General features: G+C 35.4%; 19 protein-coding genes and 5 tRNA genes. 14 read left to right on the top strand and 10 right to left on the bottom strand.

The window, feature by feature from the left end; genetic code table 11:
- Position 1: 1 nt before the first annotated feature.
- The 4 genes from LQV47_RS06475 to LQV47_RS06460 form a co-directional block, all read right to left on the bottom strand.
- On the bottom strand, positions 2 to 568 hold the full coding sequence (locus tag LQV47_RS06475; protein ID WP_230035058.1) for a sugar O-acetyltransferase: 567 nt from the start codon (positions 566 to 568) through the stop codon (positions 2 to 4).
- Positions 569 to 775: 207 nt separating this feature from the next.
- Positions 776 to 1,678: a GLPGLI family protein gene (locus LQV47_RS06470; protein WP_230035057.1), complete on the bottom strand. Its 903-nt coding sequence runs from the start codon at positions 1,676 to 1,678 to the stop codon at positions 776 to 778.
- A 57-nt stretch (positions 1,679 to 1,735) separates the two neighbouring features.
- A complete protein-coding gene (locus tag LQV47_RS06465) occupies positions 1,736 to 3,550 on the bottom strand; it encodes a M56 family metallopeptidase (RefSeq protein ID WP_230035054.1) in 1,815 nt (604 codons plus the stop codon).
- 5 nt (positions 3,551 to 3,555) lie between these two features.
- Positions 3,556 to 3,921: a BlaI/MecI/CopY family transcriptional regulator gene (locus tag LQV47_RS06460; protein WP_230035052.1), complete on the bottom strand. Its 366-nt coding sequence runs from the start codon at positions 3,919 to 3,921 to the stop codon at positions 3,556 to 3,558.
- A gap of 334 nt (positions 3,922 to 4,255) precedes the next feature.
- Between LQV47_RS06460 and LQV47_RS06455 the strand changes: the two genes are divergently transcribed.
- A complete protein-coding gene (locus LQV47_RS06455; protein ID WP_230035050.1) occupies positions 4,256 to 4,837 on the top strand; it encodes a hypothetical protein in 582 nt (193 codons plus the stop codon).
- A gap of 478 nt (positions 4,838 to 5,315) precedes the next feature.
- On the opposite strand, the gene LQV47_RS06450 is transcribed toward LQV47_RS06455, so the two are convergent.
- A complete protein-coding gene (locus LQV47_RS06450; RefSeq protein ID WP_230035048.1) occupies positions 5,316 to 5,762 on the bottom strand; it encodes a GNAT family N-acetyltransferase in 447 nt (148 codons plus the stop codon).
- Between the two features lie 185 nt (positions 5,763 to 5,947).
- Here LQV47_RS06450 and LQV47_RS06445 point away from each other — a divergent pair, with 185 nt between their 5' ends.
- From LQV47_RS06445 to LQV47_RS06415, 7 genes are all read left to right on the top strand, one after another.
- Positions 5,948 to 6,661 carry a 2OG-Fe(II) oxygenase gene (locus LQV47_RS06445; protein WP_230035046.1) on the top strand — a complete coding sequence of 238 codons (714 nt, stop codon included), beginning with the start codon at positions 5,948 to 5,950 and terminating at the stop codon, positions 6,659 to 6,661.
- Positions 6,662 to 6,667: 6 nt separating this feature from the next.
- Positions 6,668 to 6,907 (top strand): Ada metal-binding domain-containing protein, encoded by a 240-nt coding sequence (locus tag LQV47_RS06440; RefSeq protein WP_230035044.1) that lies wholly within the window; start codon positions 6,668 to 6,670, stop codon positions 6,905 to 6,907.
- Positions 6,908 to 7,357: 450 nt separating this feature from the next.
- Positions 7,358 to 8,383 carry a hypothetical protein gene (locus LQV47_RS06435; protein WP_230035042.1) on the top strand — a complete coding sequence of 342 codons (1,026 nt, stop codon included), beginning with the start codon at positions 7,358 to 7,360 and terminating at the stop codon, positions 8,381 to 8,383.
- A gap of 478 nt (positions 8,384 to 8,861) precedes the next feature.
- On the top strand, positions 8,862 to 9,914 hold the full coding sequence (locus LQV47_RS06430; RefSeq protein ID WP_230035040.1) for a terpene synthase family protein: 1,053 nt from the start codon (positions 8,862 to 8,864) through the stop codon (positions 9,912 to 9,914).
- Between the two features lie 101 nt (positions 9,915 to 10,015).
- On the top strand, positions 10,016 to 11,044 hold the full coding sequence (locus LQV47_RS06425; RefSeq protein ID WP_230035038.1) for a hypothetical protein: 1,029 nt from the start codon (positions 10,016 to 10,018) through the stop codon (positions 11,042 to 11,044).
- A 315-nt stretch (positions 11,045 to 11,359) separates the two neighbouring features.
- Entirely contained in the window at positions 11,360 to 11,887 is a 528-nt protein-coding gene (locus LQV47_RS06420; RefSeq protein ID WP_230035036.1) for a GLPGLI family protein, read from the top strand.
- Positions 11,835 to 12,167, top strand: a complete 333-nt coding sequence (locus LQV47_RS06415; RefSeq protein WP_230035034.1) for a hypothetical protein — start codon at positions 11,835 to 11,837, stop codon at positions 12,165 to 12,167. The genes LQV47_RS06420 and LQV47_RS06415 overlap by 53 nt, the downstream gene beginning before the upstream one ends.
- A 424-nt stretch (positions 12,168 to 12,591) precedes the next feature.
- Here the strand turns inward: LQV47_RS06415 and LQV47_RS06410 are convergent.
- The 5 genes from LQV47_RS06410 to LQV47_RS06390 all read right to left on the bottom strand — a co-directional run bounded on the left by LQV47_RS06410 (position 12,592) and on the right by LQV47_RS06390 (position 13,111).
- Positions 12,592 to 12,664 (bottom strand) — tRNA-Met (locus LQV47_RS06410).
- 38 nt (positions 12,665 to 12,702) lie between these two features.
- Positions 12,703 to 12,775 (bottom strand) — tRNA-Met (locus LQV47_RS06405).
- A 39-nt stretch (positions 12,776 to 12,814) separates the two neighbouring features.
- Positions 12,815 to 12,887, bottom strand: a tRNA-Met gene (locus LQV47_RS06400).
- A 39-nt stretch (positions 12,888 to 12,926) separates the two neighbouring features.
- Positions 12,927 to 12,999: transfer RNA gene (locus LQV47_RS06395), tRNA-Met, on the bottom strand.
- A 39-nt stretch (positions 13,000 to 13,038) separates the two neighbouring features.
- A tRNA-Met gene (locus LQV47_RS06390) sits at positions 13,039 to 13,111 on the bottom strand.
- Between the two features lie 101 nt (positions 13,112 to 13,212).
- Here LQV47_RS06390 and LQV47_RS06385 point away from each other — a divergent pair.
- The 6 genes from LQV47_RS06385 (at position 13,213) to LQV47_RS06360 (ending at position 19,106) form a co-directional block, all read left to right on the top strand.
- Positions 13,213 to 13,824, top strand: coding sequence for an L-threonylcarbamoyladenylate synthase (locus LQV47_RS06385; RefSeq protein WP_230035032.1), 612 nt, complete (start codon positions 13,213 to 13,215; stop codon positions 13,822 to 13,824).
- Positions 13,825 to 14,074: 250 nt separating this feature from the next.
- On the top strand, positions 14,075 to 14,833 hold the full coding sequence (yaaA, locus tag LQV47_RS06380) for a peroxide stress protein YaaA (protein WP_230035022.1): 759 nt from the start codon (positions 14,075 to 14,077) through the stop codon (positions 14,831 to 14,833).
- Positions 14,834 to 15,769 carry a peptide chain release factor N(5)-glutamine methyltransferase gene (gene prmC, locus LQV47_RS06375; RefSeq protein WP_230035021.1) on the top strand — a complete coding sequence of 312 codons (936 nt, stop codon included), beginning with the start codon at positions 14,834 to 14,836 and terminating at the stop codon, positions 15,767 to 15,769.
- 74 nt (positions 15,770 to 15,843) lie between these two features.
- On the top strand, positions 15,844 to 16,203 hold the full coding sequence (locus LQV47_RS06370; RefSeq protein WP_230035019.1) for a DUF4180 domain-containing protein: 360 nt from the start codon (positions 15,844 to 15,846) through the stop codon (positions 16,201 to 16,203).
- 775 nt (positions 16,204 to 16,978) lie between these two features.
- Positions 16,979 to 17,557 (top strand): hypothetical protein, encoded by a 579-nt coding sequence (locus tag LQV47_RS06365; protein ID WP_230035017.1) that lies wholly within the window; start codon positions 16,979 to 16,981, stop codon positions 17,555 to 17,557.
- An 85-nt stretch (positions 17,558 to 17,642) separates the two neighbouring features.
- On the top strand, positions 17,643 to 19,106 hold the full coding sequence (locus tag LQV47_RS06360) for a hypothetical protein (RefSeq protein ID WP_230035015.1): 1,464 nt from the start codon (positions 17,643 to 17,645) through the stop codon (positions 19,104 to 19,106).
- The last annotated feature ends 30 nt before the right edge of the window (positions 19,107 to 19,136 follow it).

Genomic DNA, 19,136 nt, shown 5'->3' with positions numbered 1-19,136 from the left:
CTTATTTTTCTTCGGAAATATTTTTAACAACCCTGCAAGGATTACCTACAGCTACCACATTTTCAGGAATATCTTTAGTCACTACACTTCCTGCTCCTATTACGGAATTATCTCCTATGCTTACTCCGGGCAGAACAACAACATTTCCTCCCAGCCAGACATTGTTTCCTACAGTAATGGGATGAGCATATTCCAATCCTTTATTTCTCTGCTTTGCATCAAGTGGATGGCCGGCAGTATAGAAACTGCAATTGGGACCTATAAAAACATGATCTCCAAACCTTACTTTGGCACAGTCTAAAATAACCAGGTTGTGATTGGCATAAAAATCTTCGCCCACTTCAATATTATATCCGTAATCACACCAAAAAACAGGTTCTATGCAAATATTTTCCTTCGTACTTCCAATAATTCTTCTGATGAGCCGGCTTCTGTTTTCAGCGTCAGAGTTCTTCAATTCATTATATTCCTGGCACAGGTCTTTACAGGCAATACGCTCGCTGATCAGTTCCTTGTCATAGTTTGCATCATATAAAAGTCCGGCTGCACATTTTTCCTTTTCTGTCATAAGATGATAAGTTGAAAATTTATTTGTTGCTTAAAAGGTAAGAATATTTGCAATAATAGTAATAATAAGCCTGTTTAAAACTAATCAAGTTCAATAAGTATTCTTTTACACAGCAGATATTATTTTCTGATGTTGGCTATGGTCGATTCCTTAAAAAACAAAAACAGAATGCCGGTGACATTCTGTTTCAATAATAAATGATATAATTTAATTCACCAGGTCCGGTTCTATCGGATTGTTATCTTTTTGAAGCGATTCTTTTGTTCTTTTTTCCATTTCCCGGAAAACCTGACTGGGATCAGAAATTTCTTTTCCATCGGAGGTTTTCACCTTAAAGGCAAACTTAGTATTACCGTCTCCCCCATTTTTCATCATCAACTCTCTCATATTTTTAGTAGGATCATTCACATAGGCTTTCCATGCCTTTTTAAACTGATCTTTCGTTACCTCAATTTCTTTTCCGAATCCTAATATCTTTACATTTTCAGGAACCTGCATATCTTTTTCTGCATCTACAGATTTTACAGTTTTATTACCTATCAGCGTCATGCTGTGAGACCCCGTAGAATCTTCAATCTTTACAATAAGCCCTGGCAACCCGTAAAATTTATAAGGACCGTCCTGAAAAGGGATATCTGTAGTAAACCAGGCTGTCCACTCTCTTCCTCCAAAGCTTGTTGCTGCTTTCTGGGCATTATATTCTCCAATTTTTTGCTTATCAGGGAGTATTTTCCACTCAGGCTTTTTATCTTCCTTTACTTTATATCTGTCTGTAGAAATATTTTTGAAGAGAGAGGTTTTAAAATCCGGATATTCTTTGGTTACTTTATAAGAAACCTGCCCAGGTTTTTCCCGCCTGTTAACACTTATGTTTCCTCCTCCGGACTTCAGTTGTCTTTCAAGTTCGGCTCTTCCTATGGAATCTGCTACAAATTTATCATGGCTGTAATAACTGGATCCCTTTTTATCAATATCCAGCAACATCATTTCTTTTTTCACTTCTTCCTTATGATTGGAATCCGGAATAAAGTTGTATTCGTAAAAAAACCTATTGGTCTGGGCACTGGCGAAGATCCCCAGTAATATAAAGAACAGAATTTTATTTTTCATAATGATTTGTCAGTAAAAGCTTTGCCAATATCAATATTGACAAAGCCTGATGAAACGTTATTTCTTTGTCTGAATTCTTATTTCGTTCCGTGTGCCTTTAGCTTTGTTTTCTTTGAAAACAGTAACGCCTGCAATATTTTCAGGTTTTAAGGCATCCGCTTCTTCTTTAGATGCTTCTCTTCCATCTATATAGTATTTCAGATCATCCCATCCGCTTACCTTGAATTTTTTTATCCCATTCATGGCAATGTTCCCGTCACCATCTTTTTTAATATAATCCGCCTGCATTACCATCACTTTTGGAGAGCTGCCTACTGAGGTGAAACTTACTTTCCTGAAATTCTTTGTATTTTCCAAAGCGGCTTTTTCAGCTTTAATTCTTGCCTTCACTCCTTCTTTTCTGGCCACCTCACTTTCTAATCTTGCTTTAGCAGATTCTATTCTGGCTTTATCATTTTCTTTTCTTGCCTTTTCATTTTCCTTCATAGCATTTTTAGCCTCTTCCATTGCCTTTTTAGCTTCCTTCATCGCTTTTCGGACTTCTGCTTTTTCTTTTGGGCCCAGGTCTTTATAGAATACCGTTTTACTATTTTTAGAATATATTACAGTAGGACTTTTAGGCTCATCAGGAGAAGTAGGTCCTGCCAAAGGTTCAGGTATTTCAATCTCCATATTCTCAAGCGCTTCCATTTGATTTTTCCATTCAGGAGATTTGAAATATTCTTCCGTATCCTTAAGAGCTTTTTGGTCAGCAATCTTGCTTATTTCTGAAGCAAGTACATTTATTTCTTCAATTTTCTTATTAAAAGCATTGCTGCCGGGTTTCAGTTTATCCAGTTCCTTTCCTTTTTCATCCATCTTCTTTTGGATTTTAGACAACTTTTTATCATCATCAGAATCATTCGCCTTTATTTCCTGAATTTTCTTCTGTTCAGTTTCTCCGGGTCTTACTGTATCTTTTTGAATTTGTAAAACGGCATTTTTAATGGAGATATTCGTTTCTTCAATTTCTTTATTTTTAGCATTCACCATATAGGCAAAAGCCACTGAAAATAAAACCGGTAATGCAAAAATTCTTCGCGCATACCCGAATTTGGTGTTAGGTTTTTGTAACATTTTAAGTCTTTTTTTAAGGTTTGAACTTAGAAACGGACTGGCAGCAGGCAACTGTGTTCCGGAAAAGTGGCTTGCTAAAAGCATCTGCGCAAATGCTTTGGTGTCCGAATGTTTTACGGCTTTTTTGTCAGCCAGATATTCATGGATTAAATTAATTTCTCTTTTGATAAGGTGAAAAAATGGATTGAACCATAACACAGAGGTGATCACTTCAATAAAGATTTTATCAAATGAATGCTTCTGCTCAATATGTACCATTTCATGCTTTAAAATTTGTTCTCCGATATCAGAATTCAAGGTGATTGCATTCTTCCAGAAAAGGTTTTTAAAATATGAAAATGGGGCTTCTGTCAGGTCTGTACGGTAAAAATTAATGCCGTCAAAGCTTTCTTTCTGAAACTGTTTTTTAAACTGCTGGATTTTAAAAATCCCATAGCTCAGTTTTCCTATAAAATAGAGAGAAACCAGTCCCAGAGCTGAAAAAATAATGTTAAAATAAATGTGACCATGGTCTATATTTTTTGTTGTGTTAAAATTCTGAATCTTATCAAGAAGCATATACATATCATTATTTACTTCTATCGTAAAATCGTCTATCCTGATCAAAGGCAGCAATAATGAGATGAGTATTGCTGACAAAAGGTAAAATCTGTTATAATGATGAAATGTCTTGTCTTTTAAAGACAACTGATAATATAAAAACATTACACCAGAACATACAATTACTTTTCCAAAGTACAGAAGCAGTGTTTCCATGATTGTTAGCTTTTCTTTTTCAATTCATCTAATAGCATTTCAAGGTCCTGAACGGTCATTTCATTTTTCTCTACCAGAAACGAAACGGCACTTTTGTAGGAACCTTTAAAATAATTCTTCACAAGGCTTTTCATTGTTTTCCCCGAATATTGTTCTTTAGAAACCAACGGATAATATTCATGCTGTCTTCCGTAGACATCATAATCTACAAATTCTTTCTCCTTTAATACTTTCAAAATTGTAGAAACGGTATTGGTATGTGGTTTTGGCTCAGGAAAAAGATCAAGAATATCTTTAAGGAATCCTTTTTCTATTTTCCACAAATACTGCATTACCTGTTCTTCTGCTTTGGTTAAGGTTTGAATTTTCATATCCTTTTCATTTATCATTAAGGTGATATATGATCCATGCATCTTATATCACTAAGAAATTAGTTATACAAATGTAGATATAAAATTGAATCTAACAACTATTTTTTTAGTGATAAGAGATGCAAACATATTAAACCTCTGATAATCAGACAAATAAATTTACATTAAATATACATATTTTTTAATGGCAACAAATTATCAGCTATATAATCAGCAGAAAAGTGATGATTTCACCTTTAAATTCTTAAAACTTGTTAAAATTTATTAAATAAAATTAAAATGGATTTGTCTAAACCGGGAAATTATATTTATTTTAGTGCTTTAAAAATTTCTCATGAAAAGATATAATTTATTGATTGTACTATTACTGCTTATTTTTAACGTAACAACTGCACAAAAGAAGAATTCTCCGGCTGCTGATCTCAGTGTATTAAAGGAGACAAAATCTAAAATTGAGGCTACTGTTCCATTGGTAATGCAGCATCTTCAGAACATTGCTACCAAAGAAAGCGATAATAATATTGTCACAAACGGAAAAATTGCCGTGGGTAAAGAATATAAAATTTTGGAATCTGAATGGTTTTTATACAGAAACAATATGAAGAACTGTATTCTTAATAATTCTTCCAAGAAAGCTAAAAAATGTATGGAGTATCATACTCAATATCTGAGAAATACATTAATCAACTATAATAACTATATTACAAACCTTACCAAAAAAAATGGATACCTGGGAGTGGAAGGTGATACAAAATTTGATTTCAAACCTGCAGAACTTGCTACAAAGCTAAGTGAAGCTTATTTCAGTGCTAATGAGGCTGCCGGAAGGATGAAAGCAAATCAGAAAAGAGAGTTTTTGGATCAGACCATGTCTGATGATAATAAGCTGACTCCTTACGCTCAATTGGCTCCGTAATACAGAGGTAATGAATAAAAAAACAAAAGAGAATCACAAATGTGGTTCTCTTTTTATTTGAAGTAAAAAATCTCCGCCAAGCAGTTTTGTGGTACTAATCATAAAACCGTGGGGAAAAAGTAGAAAATGAGGCGGAGATTAATTTTCTTTCATAAGCTCTGTACTCAGCTGTCCTAATTCTGATTATTCAGAGCTCTTACAAAAATAGCTTTATGTCTCGTACAAGTAAAAGGATAGATGTAGAATTAAATAATAATAAATGTAGAACTAATACTACTATTTTATAGAAAAAACTAGAAAATGAAAAGCCCAAATCAGGCTACCGGCTATTATTTATCAACATATAAGATGAAATATCATACTTTAACACCGTAAGGTCAACACTTTACATCCCCTATCCACCCTCATTCTCACCTCCCAACTCTCAACTCTCAACTCTCAACTCATACCTCATACCTCATAACTCATAACTCCTCATCTATTTCCACCAGTAATAATAATTGTGAAGTCCGTCATATTCAAATCCACAACGTGGGTAAAGGGTATTTCCAATATCATTGGTTTTCTCTGTTTCAAGCATCAGTCCACATGCACCGGTCTCCTCACACCATTGTTTACAGCGGTCAATTAAAGCTACAGAGAGCCCTTTCCCTCTATAATCAGGATGTACAAACAGATCACTCAGCAGCCACTGTTTCTGTAGTTTGGTGTAATGAAAAAGCTTGTAAAGCTGGACAAATCCTACAGCTTTTCCGTCAGCTATGGCAAGAAACAGGTCTGATTCGCTGTTTAAAAACCTTTCTTTTAAAAAGGCCTTTCCTTTTTCCAGATCTGATTCCTGTCTGTAGAAGATACGGTAAAGATTAAACAGCTCTGCTGTTTCATTCAGATCTTCAAGACCCGCTTTTTTAATGGTGTAATTCATCGTTATACTTTATTTATATTAACGATGCAAAAGTATCTTTAAAGAGGACTGGTTTTATACTCCAGATTAAAGTTATAAAGCTAGTCCAGAACAAGATTTATTATGGTCATCCAGCCCATTTTCCGCATGCTTTGGATTTTATATTTATGAATAACATTAGATCTTTGCTATACATAAACAAAATCATGACAGATATTATTCAAAAAATCAACAATACAGACTGGCACTCTATTACTGAAGCTATGCATCAAAACGGTTATACCGTTATTCGTAATCTCTTATCAGAGGAAGATTGTAAGATGCTGAAGTCTAATTACAACCATTCAGAATCCTATCGTAAAACCGTTGTTATGGCCCGGCATCGCTTTGGCTTAGGGGAATATAAATATTTTAATTATCCCCTTCCTGCATTGATTCAAATGATACGGACCACCATATACCCTCATCTGGCTTCTATTGCCAATTCCTGGTTCAAGGCTTTACATATGGATACAACCTTTCCATTAGAGCATGCAGAATTCCTGAAGCAGTGCCACAGCAATGGTCAGCAGAAAGCAACTGTTTTAATCTTACAATATGAAAAGGGAGGTTTCAATACTTTACATCAGGATTTATATGGAGACCTGTATTTCCCAATCCAGATTGTTGCCATGCTCAGTGAGCCTGAAAAAGATTTTACCGGAGGTGAGTTTGTATTAACCCAACAGGTCCCAAGAGCACAGTCTAAAGCTATTGTTTTAAAACCCGGAAAAGGTGATGTGCTTATTTTTACCACCAATTTCAAACCTGAAAAAGGAACAAAAGGCTATTACAGGGTTAATATGAAACATGGGGTAAGCGAAGTAAAGGAGGGAAACCGATACGCCCTGGGAATCATTTTCCATGATGCTGCCAACTAAAACAATATGATACAGCATTCACAGCTATCAGATTCTGTTCTCAGAAGTAACATACACCACCGGAAAATTTGTTTTGGAGGAAATAAAAAACTAAAAATATATGGATTGCTTCATTGTAAGTCAGGCAAAAGAATGAACCGGGAAAACAGGGTTTTCTTTGTATCTGAGCAGGAAGCAATACAAAATAATTATCGCCCGTGTGGGCGGTGTATGAAAGAAAAATATAAAACTTGGAAAAATAAGTAGATTCTATTTAACACAAGGAGTTAATAAAATTTAAGCAAACAAGGTGTCATTCAGAGCGAAATGTAGTGTAGCGTCGTATCTATACTCTACTTTATGAGTTATCTGGTCTAGATTCCTGACGGAATGACAAAGAAAATGTTTGATCCCTTAGAGTAATCTTCCGGACCATTCTTACTTTTTATCAAGCAGCCTACCACATGTTAATTGTTTATTATCCATGTTTCATATTCTATGGATGTTCGTGATAAAAAAAAGAAGAAAAAAAGGATGAAAATCTGTTTAGAATAAGTAGAGATATCCTGAACCCATAGCATCATTAATTTTTTTCACCTCTTCAATTTCCCATTAATACTATCATATTAGAATATATTACATTAAACATCAATATTATGTGAAATAAATTAACATTATGTTAAATAAAATGATATATTAGTAACAAAACTATCACACATGAACAATGAAAATTTTAACACCCTTGAACTGCTTCGCAATCAGTTCAGGTATCCGTTCCCAACACTTAAAAATCCCAATGCCGAACAATTGCAGGAGATTACCGAGAAACAATGGATCGACGGGGAATACCTGTGGCTTTATGAGCAGAATCCCGATCTACGCAAAAAGTACAAAAAAACAAAGACGGCCCATATTGCGGCCCAATGGTTTCCAACTGCATCACCAGAACGGTTCAAACCCATTTGCAGGCTGATGCTGTGGACCCTCTACAATGATGACCTTTATGAAGAAAGTGAGCCTGAAGATATCGGACATATACATGCCCAATCAATTGCCATACTCAATGGCGAGATCAGTGCTGAAGATTCCGGAATACCTTTAGGACCTATGCTGGCCACATTAAGACAGGAGCTATTGCAGTTTATTCCTCAGGAATCGGTTTCCCGTTTTACACAAATGATCAGCAAATATTTTACAGGATTAGAAACCGAATTAAAATACAAGAAAAATAAAGCCTATCCCAGTGTGAGCGAATGTATTGCCTTACGTGAAAACTCTATCTGCCTTTATCCTTTCCTTCAGCTTACAGAGCTGGAAACAGGAATTATTCTTCCGAAGGAGATCCATGAGCACCCGGTGATCATCCGTTTACAGACACTGGCCTGTCATCTGGTTACCTTTTTCAATGAAGTACAGTCTGTATTGAAAGATGAGGCAACCGACAGTATTTATTACAATATTGTAAAGGTAATTCAACATGAACGTCAGATGTCTTTGAAAGAAGCCTGTCTTGAAGATTTGCGCCTTCATAATGAAGATCTGAAAGAATTCATAGAACTACAGGCTTCTTTGCCTGATTTTGGAATATGGCAGGATGCCGTTGTAAACTGGGTACACTATATGAGTATGGTGCTCAGTGGATGGAAAAATATATCTACAAAACTGGACCGTTACAATGCAATGGAGTTTCCAGAAGCGAGAGAACTGAAGGAAAAGCTCAACCATGTTAAATTTAGTAAATAGCAAAGTAGTATAAAATGTACTACAGCAATCTTTAATTGAAATTAAATTAAGTTTATTGTTTACTAAAATGCTTTCATTTTGACTACTTAACCATCCTATTAAAATAGATTTTAAATATTATGAATAGAGCTCATGTAAACTTTTATTTTAACCACAAATCGAAGATTCAACATAGCCGCAAAGTTTCTTGAACACTTAAGTTTAATAAAGCTCACATAAATTTTAAAAAAAATCAAATATTTTTTGCTTACGTGTACTTTTTATTTTTAATCAGCTTAAACTTAGAATAAACTAAAGTGTTTATAGTGTTTCACCCAGCTTTGTACCTACATTTTTAATTAGTTTAAACAGGCTTATATAGAAGAATTTGACGAAGCAAATTATTCCCAGGAAGTAATTATCTCTGGTCCGACATTATCAATCTACATGCAGAACAGATTAATTATTTTCATAAAAATTTAATATAATAAAAACAACTATGAAAACAGTATATGTCCCTATTCCCAGTTATCCATGGCCGAGAGTTTTCAGCCCTTTTACAGAGTTTCCCGAAGAGGAGAAATGGCTTAAAGAAGATTATGGTTTTTTGGAGGAAAAAACAAGAAACAGATACGGAAAGCAGCAGTTATATGATTTTGTCTTTAACATGTGGCCTGTTACAAGTAATCCTGAAATCATGCGTCCCATATTACGTTGTGGCTACTATCATACCATAATGGATGATTATGTAGGTATTATGCCGCTGGATGAGCTGAAAGCCTTCGCTGATCGCACTTATGAAATCATGCTGGAAAAAGACCCTCAACCAGATGAAATCGGTATTTTCCGCCAAATGGCAGCTGCCCGGAAAGAATGGATTGCAAATGGAATGCCGTTATTCTGGATAGAACGTATGGCAAGGGAGTTTCAAGAATATTTCACCTATGGTGTGATGGAAGAAACCCCATTTAAATTAAGCAATACCTATCCCTCGATTGGCCGTTATTTATTGATCCGAATGTACTCTATCGGACAGAAGGTCTTTGTTAACCTAACAGAGGCTGCAATGGGGCAAGCCCTACCCGTACACATTCACGAGCATCCTACCATGAACCGGCTAAGAGAGCTTCAATCAATGATCATTGCTATTCAGAATGATTTTGCATCGATAAGAAAAGAACTGGCTACAGATAATGAAACACTGAATATTATTCTGGTTGTAATGCATGAGTATAAAGTTCCATTGGAAGAAGCCATCGTAGAATCGCTCAAAATACATGATGAGATGGTTAGGGAAATTGATTCTATAACGACCTGTTTACCTGATTTTGGATTTTATCAGGAAATGGTAGAAGATTATATATATCATGTAAAGATAATGATCCATGGCCTCAATGCCTTCTATTATGAGTCGGGAACTAAACGCTATACTCAAGAAGGTTTTGCCATTGCCAAATATGGTACTGATGAACAGTCTCTTGATTTAGAGATAAAACATGTTGACCGTGAATATTGGATTAAAAATTTAAAAAACAACAATAAGCTTGTCTGATCTTAATCATCATCTTAAATAAACACGGAGTTCAGGATGTCAAATCAGAAAAACTGAAGGCAAAACATAAGATTATCAACTTACTTTATAATAATAAAACCATGAGAGAAGAATTAATAGTTCCCCAATGCCATTATCCCTGGCCAACAGTCAACAGCCCTATTGCCAATGCCTTTGATGAGGAAGAAAAAACCTGGTATGATGAGGATTACACTTTTATTTCTGAAGAAGGAATAAAAAGATGTAAACCTCAATTTCTGTCCCGGGTTGCTACTTATATGAATCCGACTTGTGATTCTATAGAACGTATGCGTCCTTGTGCAAGGTTGATGATCTATATCACACTTTTTGATGACTATTTCGGATTAACACCGGCAAAAGAACTTAAAGCAATGGCCGATAGAGTCTATGAAGTCATGATGGGGGATGAGCCGCATCCGGATGAAATTGGAATTCTGCGGCAGATGGCACAGGCAAGAAAAGAATGGGTGGCGAATGGAATGCCCCAATTCTGGATAGATCGTGTATCTATCAATTTTTATGAATTTATCATGTATGGCATGGCGGAGGAAATACCTTTCAAACAAGCTGAAATCAGAACCTATCCCCTGCTTGCTCATTACCTCAGTTTCCGGAAATATTCAATCGGTATGTGGCCTTATGGTGACCTTATAGATCCTGCCACTAATTTTGCACTGCCAGTTCATGTTTATAATCATCCTGTTGTACAGCGCTGCAGAGAGCTCCTTTCCCTGATTATTGTCATCCAGAATGATTTTGCCTCTCTGAAAAAAGAGCTTGAAATAGAAACTGAAAGTCTCAATATCATCTTTATTCTAAGTCATCAGTACAAGCTCTCTTATCAGGAAGCCTGTACAGAGGCTATGAGGCTGCATGATGCGTACGGCCAGGAGCTGGATGATCTTCATCAGTCGCTTCCCGATTTTGGGGAATTTCAGAAAGCAGCATATGATCATATCTATCACATAAAACTACAGATAAGTGGCTGTGCCAATTGGTATTATAATTCCGGTACAAACAGATATGAACCAAAAGGATTTATTGTACCTCAATATGGCAGAGAAGGAGATGATATTCTTATTCCGCACAGTATTTTTGTACAAAAATAAATCTGAATTAACGGATATATCTTTAGAGCTCAAAAACCTGTAAACTACCTTAAAAAGGTAGTTTTTTTATAAATATTATTCATCATATGCATAAGGCTGGCAATCGAACTGAAGTCCGGAAATGCTGATAGCGATAAGAAAATCGCCAATCAACCAATCTTGAAAAATCATCAATAATAAAATGTATCTACCCTCAATAGGGAATAAAATTATTTTATATATTTATCAAACCTCTTAAACAAATTTCAGGAAACGAAAACAATGATTGGAGGTGAAGAAGAGTTCCATACACTTTGCCCTCATAATTTTTAATACATGAAAAATTTACTTCTTTTTTGTTTTTTTCTACCTTCTATATATTTTTCTCAGAATATTAGATTGACCTATAACTATAAATTTGTGACAGATACTTTAAAAAGAGGCATCATCACTGATGAAATTGTAGTTTTAGACTTTAATAACAAAGAAAAGCAGTCTATTTTCACCGGGCTAAAGCATATTATATCTGACTCCACTATGGCAGTAATGTCTAAAAAAGGTGTTATGCTGTTTCCAGACGCCTCAATGAAAATAAAATATGTAGTTGAAAAAAATAGCGATGGCATAGTATACTTTTACACTCCTAATCATATGCCAAACACTGTTTTTAAAGTTAAAGATGACAGGAAAATAGATTGGAAAATTTCGGATGAAAAAGAAAAAATATTAGAGTACACAACTCAAAAAGCAACCGCTATTTTTGCCGGAAGAGAATGGAACGCCTGGTTTACTACAGAACTTCCAGTTTCCGATGGACCTTATAAATTTTGTGGTTTACCCGCGGCTAATTCTAAAAGTATATGATAAAACAAACACTCATTCATTTGAAATTATATCTGTAGAAAAACAAAAATCTAATTACGTTGTTTTAAATGATGACACTTATAAAGATGCAAAACAAATTACTTTAAATGAGTATAAAGAGATATCTAAAAAGAGTCCTTTGGAAAGATATAGGGATGAAGCTTTTACTGGCGATATTATTTTTAAAAGCAATGAAGAAAAGCAAAATTTTCTAAAAAATTTAGATGTTAAAATAAAAGAAAGTAAAATACATGATAATAATCCAATTGAATTAAATTAAAAAATAAACATCTCAATTTATTTTTATTTGGATATTGAACTTGTTTACATTTTTTATTTTGACCACAAATGGAAGATTATCTCCTTTCAGTCGATGAATGTTATTTCGACGCAGTCAAAAGTCACAAAGTTTTTTGAACACTTAAGTTTATAAAGCTGTGAAAATAAGCTCACTAAAGCTCACGTAAGTTTTAAAAAAATCAAAGATTTTTTGCTTACGTGTACTTTTTATTTTCAATCAGTTTAAACTTAAAATAAACTAAAGTGTTTATAACGTTTCACTCAGCTTTTGTGACTCAATTTTTGATAATCTGACCCCAACTTTTGAGACTGATCCCTGATCCTCCGATCCTCCGTCTTTTAGAGTAACCATTCATTTTCACACATAAAAAAGAGAAGCAGTACGTATTGCTTCTCTCATTGAGTAGCGGGAACCGGACTCGAACCGATGACCTTCGGGTTATGAGCCCGACGAGCTACCTACTGCTCCATCCCGCGGTGTATTTTTAGAGTGCCTACCGAAAGCACTTACTTAGTAGCGGGAACCGGACTCGAACCGATGACCTTCGGGTTATGAGCCCGACGAGCTACCTACTGCTCCATCCCGCGGTGTATTTTTAGAGTGCTTACCGAAAGCACTTAGCTTAGTAGCGGGAACCGGACTCGAACCGATGACCTTCGGGTTATGAGCCCGACGAGCTACCTACTGCTCCATCCCGCGGTGTATTTTTAGAGTGCTTACCGAAAGCACTTAACTTAGTAGCGGGAACCGGACTCGAACCGATGACCTTCGGGTTATGAGCCCGACGAGCTACCTACTGCTCCATCCCGCGGTGTATTTTTAGAGTGCTTACCGAAAGCACTTAACTTAGTAGCGGGAACCGGACTCGAACCGATGACCTTCGGGTTATGAGCCCGACGAGCTACCTACTGCTCCATCCCGCGATATTGGATTGCAAATGTACGACTTTTTTTTAAAAATCCTAATTTTTCTTTTAAATAAGGGACTTTTATGAAAACTATTTTATTATTTGTATCTTTGTTTTATGGCAAAAATACTAAAAATATACCCGGACAATCCTCAGGAAAATCTTGTAAACGAGGTTATTAAAACACTCAATAACGGAGGGCTTATTATATACCCTTCGGATACAATTTATGCGTTAGGCTGTAACATTTTTGATATAAAAGCCATGGAAAAACTGGCTCAATTGAAAAAAATAAAGCTGGAAAAAGCAAAATTTTCAATTATATGTAACGATCTCAGCCATCTTTCTGACTTTACGAGACCTATCGACACCTCGATATTCAGATTTCTGAAAAGTCATCTGCCGGGACCTTTTACATTTATCCTTGAAGCTAATAAAAGTTTGCCGTTAGCTTATAAAGGACACAAAACAATTGGTATCCGTGTTCCGGATCATCCTATTCCGCAGCTTATCGTTGAAAAACTGGGACATCCAATTGCTTCAACATCCATAAGAGATGATGATGAAATTATTGAGTATTCTACAGATCCTGAACTGATTGCTGAGAAATATGATCATCTTGTAGACATTGTCATTGATTCGGGATATGGTGATAATGTAGCTTCTACCATTGTAGATCTTACTTCGGGAGAACCGGAAATCATCCGCCAGGGAAAAGGAATAATATAATCAGGTTCACCTGAGATATAGCGTTTCAACAGCATAGCCTATAAGCATCCGGCTACATTTGCATTTTTTGTCTTCCAGTTGCTTATGATTTACCTATTCTTTCTCTGCCACTATTGAAAATTTTTGACCTATTGTAAAAAATAACATTCAAAACTTTAACATCCTGTTCAATGCCATTGCATGCTTACCTTTATTTCTGTGATGGTTCTGAATTTTATGGATTCAAAAAACTTATCTGTATTTTAACATTATGAAAATTGTAACATCGCCTGCCAAATTAATGAATATAGAAAATTCAACAGACCTGTTGAGATCTTCTACTCCAAGATTCATTGAAGATGCAGCACTTATACAGTCTTATTTAAAAGAAAAATCACCAAAATATCTTTCTGAATTAATGGAAATATCAACCAAGCTGGCTGATGAAAACTGGGAAAGAAATCAAAGATGGAAATCAAAGCCTACCGCCAAAGAGTCTGCACCTGCCCTGTTTGCTTTCACAGGTGAAGTATACAGAGGTTTAGATGCTAAAACCCTTGATAAGGCTTCTATAGAGTATCTGCAAAAAAATCATAGAATGCTTTCCGGATTATATGGTCTTTTGAAACCTTCTGATAAGGTAATGCTTTACAGGCTTGAAATGGGGCGCCCTTTTGCGTTCGAAGAGTATAAAAACCTGTATGAATTCTGGAGAGAAAAAATTACAGCGCAGCTGAATTCTGAAATGAAAAAAGGAGAAGTTCTGCTTCATCTTGCCAGCAATGAATATGGAAAGGTGATTGACAGAAAAAAATTAAATCACACCGTGATTGATTTTGATTTCTATGAATTGAAAGACGGTAAGCTCAAAACAATAGTAGTATACACCAAGCATGCAAGAGGTCTTGTTGTGAGGTTCTGCGCAGAAACGAATGCCAAAACGCTCAATGATGTAAAGGCTTTCAATTATGAAGGTTACAGAATTGACGAAGATAAATCTACAGATACAAAACTGGTTTTTACAAGATAGATGACAATTTCAGCTTTTAAAAAATATTTCAAAGAAACACTTTCCGACCTTTATACTGAGTCGGAAAGTGCTTTTTTATCCTCGTTATTTATTCATAAAATTGTAGGCTTTGATCATTTTCAGCAAAGAAGATTTTCTGAACAGGAGCTTTTAATGGAAGATGAAAACCAACTTTCCAGCTTAGTATCTGAGCTGAAGACCGGACGGCCTTATCAGCAGATTTTAGGGGAAACAGAGTTTTACGGAATGAAATTCTTTGTAGACGAAAATGTACTGATTCCCCGCCCTGAAACGGAGGAAATGCTCGAAATTGCTATTCCTGAGATTCAACAATACATTTCCAATGCAAGGTATAGAGATATAAGGTCTGAAGGGTTGGACAGTAAATGGACTGAAGAAACCCGGCATGCCTCCAGTGCTGAAAAAAAGAAAACTACAGCATTAAAAATTCTGGATATCGGAACAGGAAGTGGCGTCATTCCTCTGGTATTAAAAAAGCACTTTCCTGATGCTGAAGTTTCATCGGTAGATTTTTCTGAAAAAGCATTGTCTACTGCTCAAAAAAATGCAGAGTACCATCAGCTGAATATCAATTTCATACACGCTGATTATCTTGGTTTTGAGCCTAATGAATGTTATGATATTATCATCTCCAATCCTCCTTATATAGGAATAGAGGAAGAGGTTGAAATTGCAGATTCAGTAAAAGAATTTGAACCTAAAATGGCCCTTTTCTCTCCTACTTCTGATGCGCTGGTCTTTTACAGAAAAATTGCAGCAGACTGTAAAAAACATTTGAATGATCACGGTCTTTTATTTTTAGAAATCAATCAGAAGCTGGGTCCGGAAACCCTGGCATTGTATAGTGACTTTTCCAAGGCAGAGCTATTGAAGGATTTGTCTGACAATGACAGGTTTATCTATGGAAGGAAATAGGTACATTTACTTCCATAAAGTATAACCCATGAAAATTTCCTTATTCATTATCTTTGATATTATAAAGAATAGCTATGTTAATCAAATCCCATACGGTCAACAATATAAAAATAGCGGAAATAATTTCTGATGACATGCTCATTCAATCTGCAGAGGATGGATTGGATCTCATGGGCAATATTTATTATCAGGGATTCGATAAAGTAATTCTGTATGAAAAAAACATTACTCCTGATTTTTTTGATCTGAAAACAAAAATGGCAGGTGAAATACTGCAGAAATTCTCAAACTATCGTATCGGACTGGCCATAGTTGGAGATTTCAACCAATACCAAAGCCAGAGTATGAAAGATTTTATTTTTGAAAGCAATAAGACAAAACATATCAATTTTGTTGTCATGCTGGAAGAGGCATTAGAAAATCTCAGCAGATAATATTTTCAAAATTCTCCTGAGAGTTCAAATATTCAAAAACAAGGAACTTTATAAAACAGGCTCGATTCCCAAACAACACTCTGATAGTCAACCACTTAATTATCTAATATCTAGTATTACATCATCAATAGTCTCCTTTGTGATTAATACCTGCTTTTTTATATTGCAAGAACAGAGGCTTGTTTTATCTTCAAATTTCCGGATCATTTTGCAAGATGTTTAAGTTTATATTTCCGGAGTGAAATTCCAATCGATAATTTAAAAAAATACTTTGGTTTATTAATTTCTTATAGCAATAAAGACAAAACACAAACAATTGCATAATAAGTAAAAAATTAATTAAAAAATAATATTTAAACCAAAAAAATAATTTAATATAATTTTAATCACAATAATTTACTGATGTAAATGAATTATTCGTACTTTTGTAGAAACACAAGCATTATGAATATTATTATTTTACATACCATTAAAAGTCCGACATAGTAGACTTATTGCTAATCCTATTTTCAATTCTCTTAGCAAAATCAACAATAGCAAAAAATACATTTAACAATGAAGACTGTAGGTCATTATTGTGGTTAATATCTGTGTTTACATGCTTAACCTTTGACTATAATATATTCTAAGGAATTGTTATACATATTGTCTGCGGAACAATACGTTATCCGAAAACTAAAAAAAAACGAAAACCATTTTTAATTTAAAAGTACAGTGATGCTTTTAACAATCCATGTTGTTAACTTAAATATTATTAACATAAATAAATTTACTAATGATGAAACGTTTTTTCTTACAAAGTTCATTTTTTTTACTAAGCTCTTTTACATTCGCCCAGGTAGGGATTAATACTTCTAATCCTGATCAAAGTGCCATTTTAGATGTCTATAGCCAAAATAAAGGAATGTTGATTCCGAGGCTTACTACTGCAAAAAGGGATGCTATTTCCAATCCGGCGAATTCTCTTTTAATTTATGATACCGATAAAAAATGTTTAAGCCAAAATATAGGCACACCTTCCAGTCCTGATTGGTTATGTATCAGCAATAATGCTGTAAAAATGTTTTACATGCCTAGTGTTTCTTTTGATACTTCTACCACAGCAGCTGGTAGAACTAAAGACCTATATACATTATATAAAACTCAGTTCGGATCTCCAAAGGCAAAGAGCACCAGCGCTCCGGTATCTATTCCTTTTTTCCCATCCAGCAAGGATCTTTACTATTATGTAACGGATGCTGATCCTAATGTATTCAGTAATATTAGTATTTCTGATGACGGTGTCATGAAATATGATGTAAAAGCAGCGGCTACAGACTGTTCTTTTATTAATATTGTTTTTGTTGTCAAATAATTGAGCTATGATAAAAAGGACCTCAATTGTAAGATACAAAAGATTTTTGCTCACTTTTTCATTGTTCATTTTCTCCCAAAATATCATGGCGCAGAATGAACAGGGAACCGGATATCCGTATTTTGTTAACTTTACGCAGGGGTTGCAGCCTCAGGAAGCCTATAAAGTAGCAACAAGCGGTGTCCAGAATGACGCTACGTTTACTACAGACGGATTACGACTGACCCGAAGTGTAAATAATATTTCAGGAGGGGTAATCCTGGCTGATAAAATATTCAAAAGTGATCAGGGAATCAAGTTCGAATTTGAATTTGCCATTTATGGAGGAAATACCAACGGAGGGGATGGCATCTCTATATTTTTGGTAGACGGATCTATCCCTAAAACCCAACTTAATCTCGGATATTTTGGTGGAGGATTGGGATATAGTTTTATACGTGGAGGTGAATCTACGGAAGGGCTTAGAGGAGCTTATCTAGGAATAGGCCTGGATGAATACGGAAATTTTAAAACCAGCTTTAATCAGAGAGAAAGGGTTAGAAATGGAATTTTTGGAGTGGGACTAGCCGATGGGCGAAGCAATATTTCTTTAAGAGGTAAACGTGGAAACCAATATCTGTCGTCGGCTGAGCCTGCGGGATATAATGGCTATCCATTACTTTACAGTACAGCTACCAACGCCTCCCCTTCCAGCAGCAACAGATCTGCTTATCTGGATACTACAACAGGAAAGTTTATTGGTATTAAAAACACGGGTCTTCAGCAATTCAGCATTGAAAGTGGTGGAACTTCCTTTCCTCTCAATGAAAATGATGGAAGATTCCGTAAAGCTTATGTCACATTAGTTCCCAACCCTTCCGGTGGTTACAATATAACCCTGGAAATACAGCATGGAACTGTGAAAGAAAAAGTGATTGATAATTATTATTATCCAACTTCTCTGAAATATACTGAGACTACCATATCCAACAATACGGTAAGAACGCTGGATACATCACCTCCTTCTACCTTTAGAATTGGTTTTGCCGCTTCTACAGGAGCTGCTAAAAACATCCATTTATTGAGAAACTTAGGGGTTACCAGGCCTTATGCTGCTGAAGTAACAGATGATCTGTTCGCGGGATGTCCTGGGATAAAATCAACGTATTATCCTTTGCTTAATGATGCGGCTTATTCTTCAGCAAACGGGCAAAATCCGCCAACCCTTTCATACAACAACCTTGATTTTAATTCATTCCGTTTTTTGGATAGCAATGGCGCTGTAATTCCTAATATAACAGGCGGTGTTTATACGAACAGTCAAGGGACATGGACCTATTCATCCACTACGGGAGCCCTTTCTTTCAGGCCTGCAATTGGATTTACAGGGGTTGCCCAAATACAATATGATATTAAAGGGGGTGGAAGCAATGGTACTGAAGCTCCTTACAATACGGAAGAATACAGATCATTACCGGCACTCGTACAGGTTAATATTTCAAGTGCAAATAACTGCAGCAAAGCCTGTGTTATTTCCAACAAAAATGTAACTCAGAAAATAACAAGATAATTTGATAAAAACCAGCTTTTGAGAGCTGGT

This window comes from Chryseobacterium sp. Bi04, assembly GCF_918698085.1.
Taxonomy (GTDB): domain Bacteria; phylum Bacteroidota; class Bacteroidia; order Flavobacteriales; family Weeksellaceae; genus Chryseobacterium.
This window is presented reverse-complemented; position numbering and strand designations above follow the sequence as displayed.